Genomic DNA, 6,823 nt, shown 5'->3' with positions numbered 1-6,823 from the left:
AAGGAGAAGTACATTGACCACCCTACTTTGGATCATCGCGATGATCTTTGTGCTCGGCGCCATGGCATACCTGCGGGTATCGTTATTATCTACAACAATTGCTGCGGCGATTGTGTTAGTTGTCGGTAGCACTTTGGACATTATTGGTGTAATTACATGGATTGTTTTCCTTGTCATTGCGCTGCCACTAAACATCAAATCATTCAGACAGAATTTTATCAGTCGTCCGCTGATAAAAGTGTATCGCGGTATCATGCCTGAAATGTCTTCTACTGAAAAAGAAGCCATTGAAGCAGGTACAACGTGGTGGGAAGCAGATTTATTTGCCGGTAACCCTAACTGGAGCAAATTACATAACTATCCTAAAGCGCGTTTAACCGCAGACGAGCAAGCATTCATAGACGGACCCGTTGAAGAAGTGTGTAAAATGCTTAATCAACATGAAGTATCGCATGTGCTAGGTGACTTGCCACAAGATGTATGGCAGTTCTTAAAGGATCATGGTTTCTTCGCGATGATCATTAAGAAAAAGTACGGCGGGCTTGAATATTCAGCTTATGCTCAATCTTGTGTATTACAAAAACTTGCTGGTGTAAGTAGCGAACTTGCCTCAACAGTAGGTGTTCCTAACTCGTTAGGCCCTGGTGAGTTATTACAGCACTATGGTACTAAAGAGCAGCAAGATCATTACCTACCTCGTTTAGCTCAAGGTTTAGAAGTGCCATGTTTTGCACTTACTAGCCCTGAAGCAGGTAGTGATGCTGGCTCAATCCCAGATTTCGGCGTTGTATGTAAAGGTGAATTCCAAGGCGAAGAAGTGCTTGGTATGAAACTGACCTGGAACAAGCGCTACATTACCTTAGCACCTGTTGCTACCGTACTTGGGCTTGCGTTTAAACTACGCGACCCTGATCACCTACTAGGTGATAAAGAAGAATTAGGCATTACTTGTGCGCTTATTCCTACTGACATTCCTGGTGTTGAAACTGGACGTCGTCATTTCCCATTGAACTGTATGTTCCAAAATGGTCCAACACGCGGTAACGAAGTGTTTGTACCATTAAGCTTCATCATTGGTGGTCCAGAAATGGCTGGTCAAGGTTGGAGAATGTTGGTTGAGTGTCTATCTGTAGGTCGTGGTATTACCTTACCTTCAAACTCAGCTGGTGGCGTTAAAACTGCCGCTGTTGCTACCGGTGCTTATGCACGTATTCGTCGTCAATTTAAATTACCTATCGGTAAGTTAGAAGGCATCGAAGAGCCAATGGCGCGTTTAGGCGGTAATGCTTATCTAATGGATGCAGTTGCAACATTAACCACTACCGCTATCGATTTAGGTGAAAAGCCATCGGTTGTTTCAGCCATCGTTAAATTCCACTTAACCGACAGAATGCAAAAGTGTGTTATTGATGCAATGGACATTCACGGCGGTAAAGGTGTGTGTTTAGGGCCGAATAACTACTTAGGTCGTGGCTATCAAGCTGCACCGATTGCGATTACTGTAGAAGGTGCAAACATTCTAACTCGCTCAATGATCATTTATGGACAAGGCGCAATTCGCTGTCATCCATATGTATTGGCCGAAATGGAATCTGCTTTTGATACTGACGCAAATCGTGGTTTAGCTAACTTTGACGCGGCTATCTTTGGCCATATTGGCTTTGCAACGTCTAACTTTATTCGTAGCTTCTGGATGGGCTTAACCTCATCTCGTTTCTCGAATAGCCCTTACTCAGATAAAACCAAGCGTTACTACCAACAGATGAACCGTTTCAGTGCTAACTTAGCATTATTATCTGACTTAGCTATGGCAACGTTAGGTGGCAACCTTAAACGTAAAGAACGTATTTCTGCTCGTTTAGGTGACTTATTAAGCCAGCTGTATCTAACTTCAGCAACGCTAAAACGTTATGAAGATGACGGTCGTTTAACTGAAGATTTACCTTTAGTTCAATGGGCGGTTGAAGATTCATTATACAAGTTACAAGATTCGTTAGATGACTTACTGAACAACTTCCCAATGGGATTAGGCATTGCACTTCGTGCCGTTATTTTCCCATTCGGTCGTCCGATTAAGCGTCCTAGTGATGTATTAGACCACAAAGTGGCTAAGATTATGCAAACGCCTTGTGCTAGCCGTGACCGTTTAGGTAAAGGCCAGTTCTGGACTGCATCTGAGTTCAATGCTGTAGGTATCCAAGAACAAACGTTTAAAGATATCCTTGCCGCAGAGCCACTGTACGACAAAGTCTGTAAAGCTGCTGGTAAGCGTCTGCCATTTATGTGGTTAGATAAAGTTGCTGCAGAAGGTAAAGCGCTTGGTGTGTTAAGCGACAGCGAAATCGCTTTACTTGAACGAGCTGAAATTGGCCGCTTAAAATCAATTAACGTTGATGATTTCGATACCGATGAGCTTCGTGCGCAACTAGCACCTAAAGCTAAGCAAGAAAAAGCAGCCTAGCTGCTAGGTTAAAACCTAAAATAAAAAGGGTAAAGCGCAAGCTTTACCCTTTTTCATCTCTACAGTTTAATGATGTTAGAAGGATAATGATGAAACAGTTAAGCGGATTACAATTGATGCAAGCTATGTTAAATGGCGACATACCAGCCCCTTCTATTACTCAAACCATACCGATGAAAGCCATTGAAGTCAGTGAAGGCACTGTAACGTTTGAAGCGCATGCAGATGAACGTCATTTAAATCCGATGGGCGGTGTACACGGTGGCTTTGCAGCAACGGTTATGGACACAGTAACAGCTTGCGCAGTTCATTCAGCACTCCCTGCTGGGGTAAGTTATTCAACCATTGATTTGAACGTTAAAATGGTTCGCCCTGTACCACAAAACCAGCGATTAATCGCTAAGGGAAGCTTAATGAACTTATCAAAGTCGTTAGGCATATCTGAAGGCACCTTAACCACTGAAGAAGGTAAGTTACTCGCTACTGCTACAGCGACCTGCCTTATTCTTCGCCCTTAGATAGTAGGCTAAAATGTACTTTGCACTGCTAGATGAAACGGCATAATAATAATACTTATTCCATTAGTAATTAACTCTAGCGCTGCCATTCCGTTTTAAGTTTAAATGCCTCGATAAAGCCAAGTTTGTTCCTCGTAAATAATTGAAACAAAAAAAGCCAGTCACTTCAATGACTGGCTTTTTTACATATCCTGATTTCAGGTTGTATCACTGATTACGAATCAAGGATAACGAATCAATGTTAAACGTGATTAGCCTTCTTTTAACTCTATCTCTAACTGCTTAGCGATCGCTTCTGGTGAGCTACTATTACGAGCAAACAAGCTATAAGCAACAGGAATAACGATTAAGGTAAAGAAGGTTGCCAGTAAAATGCCTGATAACACCACGACTCCAATAACAAAACGAGTTTCAGCCCCTGCACCACTGGATAACACTAATGGAATAGCCCCTGCCGCAGTCGTAATACCGGTCATTAGAATAGGTCGTAATCGTTGAGTCGAAGCCTGCAAAATCGCTTGTTGAAATTCAACACCACGGTCTCGTAATTGATTGGCAAACTCAACGATTAAAATGCCGTTTTTAGCCGCCAAACCAACCAGCATGATAATGCCAATTTGACTGTAAATATTAATACTTTGACCGGTAAACCATAACCCAATTAGGGCCCCTAATGTTGCTAACGGAACGGTTAACATGATCACCATGGGGTGAACATAGCTTTCAAACTGTGCCGCAAGCACTAAAAACACAATGCCTAATGCGAGTAAAAAGACAAAGTTCATTGAGTTACCTGACTCTTGGTAATCTAACGATGGCCCCTTATAACTTATCACTGCTTCTGCAGGTAAATAAGTCGCTGCAAGCTGGTTGAGATAATCTAACGCTTCACCCAACGTATAATCATCGGCCAAATTGGCTTCTAAGGTGATAGAACGCATACGATTGTATCGATTTAACGAGCTAGCATCGGCAAACTCTTCAATCGAGACTAAGTTCGATAACGGGATCAGTTGTTGCGAGCGATCCGAACGAACGTAAAGATTCTCCATATCTGTAGCGGTACTTTGATTGTCACGATTACCTTCGACAATCACATCATACTCTTCACCATCGCGCATAAAGGTTGTCACCAAGCGCGAACCAAGCATCGACTCTAAGGTTCGACCAATATGAGCAATTGAGACACCTAAATCTGCTGCACGTTCACGGTCAATCACCACTCTCAACTGAGGTTTAGTTTCCTGATAATCGTGATCTAAACCAATGAGCTTATGATTTTCTTTGGCTTTCTCGAGCATAATGTCACGCCAATCAGCCAATTCTTCGTAACTTGGGCCACCAATCACAAACTGCACTGGCTTACCTACACCGCGACCAAAAGCTTGGCGCATAATCGGGAATGCACGAATACCAGCTAAATCTGATAAACGATTGCGGATATCAACAATAATTTCATTGGCACTTCTACGTTCAGCCCAATCTTCCAAAACGATAATGGCCATACCGTTAGAAAAGTCTGATGCGGTGCCAAAGCCACGAGGAGCGCGGATCAATAAGCGCTTAATATCGCCACTTTCGACCAAAGGCATTAAGCGGCCTTCAACTTCATCCATGTATTTTTCAATGTATTCAAAGCTGGCACCCTGAGGCCCATTAACCATTAAAAACATCGAGCCACGGTCTTCTTGTGGAGCAAATTCTTGAGGGATTTTATTCAGTAAAAAACTACTTAATGCAAACGAGATTAAAACAATTAATGACACTAAAATAGGTCGCTTAACCCCTGCCTGTAAGGTTATTAAATACCAGCCCGATATCTTACTCATCATTTTATCGATTTGTTTAACCAGCCAAGGATCTTGTTCTGCAGGTTTTAATAACTTTGAGCACATCATCGGGCTTAGTGTTAGCGCAACAATACTGGAAAAAATCACAGCCGCACTCATGGTGACCGCAAATTCTTTAAACAGCTTGCCTAAATCGCCCTCTAAGAAGGTAATAGGCATAAATACAGCTACCAGCACCAAAGTCGTTGCCACAATGGCAAAGCCCACTTCACGCGCACCTAGAAAGGCTGCTTTAAGAGGAGAATCACCTTCTTCAATCCGTCGATGAATATTCTCTAACATCACAATGGCATCATCAACCACCATACCAATCGCAAGGATCATCGCTAATAGGGTCAGTAAGTTGATGGTATACCCTAGTGCATATAGCACTATAAACGTCCCCATTAAGGATACGGGCACTGTGATGGCTGGAATTAACATCGCTCGCACAGAACCTAAAAACAAGTAAATAACGATAATCACTAACACCATGGCGATAAACAGTGTTTGATAAACCTCATCAATAGAAGCTTCAATAAACACCGAGCTGTCGTATGAGCGTTTGATCTCCATTCCTGCTGGCAATGTTGGATTAAGTTTGTCGACCAATGCATTAGCAGCGCGCGCCACTTCAAGGGTGTTAGCGGTAGATTGCTTACTGACCCCTAAACCAATCATTGCCTCTTTGTTACCGCGGAAAATAATCCGCTCTTCCTCTGAGCCAATTTCAACCTTGGCGACATCACTTAATTTGACTAAGTAACCATCATCACCTTGCTTAATTACTAGGTTAGAAAAATCTTCTGCCGTTTTAAATACTCTGTCTAAGCGCACCGTAAAGTGACGCTCTTTCGATTCTATAGAGCCCGCAGGTAACTCCACGTTTTCAGAACGTAATGCAGCTTCTACGTCAGACACGGTTAGATTGCGCGATGCTAACGCTTGGCGATCAATCCAGATTCGCAGCGCATACACTTTGCCGCCACCCAAACGCAAGGTTGACACCCCATCGATGACTGAAAATCTATCCACTAAATAACGATTCGCGTAATCAGTAAGCTGCAAGATATCCATTTGGTCAGAGACCAAATTGAGCCACATAATGACTTCATCACTGCCGTTGGCTTTGTAAATAGAGGGAGCATCAGCTTCTTCTGGAAGCTGTTCTAATAAACCTGAAATACGGTCACGAACATCATTGGTTGCGGCTTCAATATCACGATTAATATCAAATTCAATGGTAACGCTTGAACGGCCATCACTGCTTGACGAACTAATATGGCGGATGCCTTCAACGCCACTTATTCGGTCTTCGATAAGTTGAGTGATTCGGCTTTCAACTACTGAAGCACTGGCGCCGCGATAACTGGTCTCGACTGACACTATAGGCGGGTCAATGTTTGGGTATTCCCGCAAGGGTAATTTATCGAATGAGACTAACCCTAAAACAATCAGCAAGATACTGATAACAGATGCAAAAACAGGCCGTTTAACCGATAAGTCAGTTAATATCATGCTGACTTCTCCATACCTTCTACTTGAGCAAACTTAAAGTTTTCGGCTTGTTCAACTTGAACTTTATCTCCTGGTCGAACTTTTAAAATCCCGCGAATAATCACTTGTTGGTCAACCTTAAGCCCATCGGTTATTTCAACCCAACCACGTGTTCGGCTGCCTAAAGTAACTTGTTGCTGTTCGACAACATTTTCAGCATTTACTACATAAACATAATGCTTGTTTTGAATAGGAATAATTGCAGCTTCAGGTAATAGTAATGCTTCGCGACTTTGCTTAATAAGACGCACTTTCATCAGCATGCCAGGCAGTAGCTTATAATCATCATTAGGCATTACCGCGCGCACAACCACCGCTCGAGTATCTGGGTTAACGCGGCTATCAATCGAAGTAACTACACCTTTAAATATCCGGTCCGGATAAGCAACAGCTTTAGCTTCAACGAGTTTGCCGGGTTGTAATTCTTGGATAAAACGCTCTGGTACTGAGAAATCTAA

4 protein-coding genes are annotated in these 6,823 nt (G+C 42.8%); 2 read left to right on the top strand and 2 right to left on the bottom strand.

Features of this window, described 5'->3' with window-relative positions; translation table 11 throughout:
- Window positions 1–13 precede the first annotated feature (13 nt).
- Together fadE and CXF78_RS06690 are read left to right on the top strand one after the other, a co-directional pair.
- Window positions 14–2,461 (top strand): acyl-CoA dehydrogenase FadE, encoded by a 2,448-nt coding sequence (gene fadE, locus CXF78_RS06695; protein WP_011637332.1) that lies wholly within the window; start codon window positions 14–16, stop codon window positions 2,459–2,461.
- Between the two features lie 89 nt (window positions 2,462–2,550).
- Entirely contained in the window at window positions 2,551–2,979 is a 429-nt protein-coding gene (locus CXF78_RS06690) for a PaaI family thioesterase (protein ID WP_102036336.1), read from the top strand.
- A 251-nt stretch (window positions 2,980–3,230) separates the two neighbouring features.
- Here the strand turns inward: CXF78_RS06690 and CXF78_RS06685 are convergent, their stop codons facing one another.
- Window positions 3,231–6,326 carry an efflux RND transporter permease subunit gene (locus CXF78_RS06685; protein ID WP_102036335.1) on the bottom strand — a complete coding sequence of 1,032 codons (3,096 nt, stop codon included), beginning with the start codon at window positions 6,324–6,326 and terminating at the stop codon, window positions 3,231–3,233.
- Window positions 6,323–6,823: efflux RND transporter periplasmic adaptor subunit (locus CXF78_RS06680; protein WP_145991386.1), on the bottom strand; the 501-nt coding region annotated here is incomplete at its 5' end. The genes CXF78_RS06685 and CXF78_RS06680, both read right to left, overlap by 4 nt.

It is taken from the genome of Shewanella sp. 11B5, from assembly GCF_002836795.1.
Lineage (GTDB): Bacteria > Pseudomonadota > Gammaproteobacteria > Enterobacterales > Shewanellaceae > Shewanella > Shewanella frigidimarina.
The sequence above is the reverse complement of the archived record's forward strand: the minus strand, read 5'-3'. Positions and strand labels throughout refer to the sequence as shown.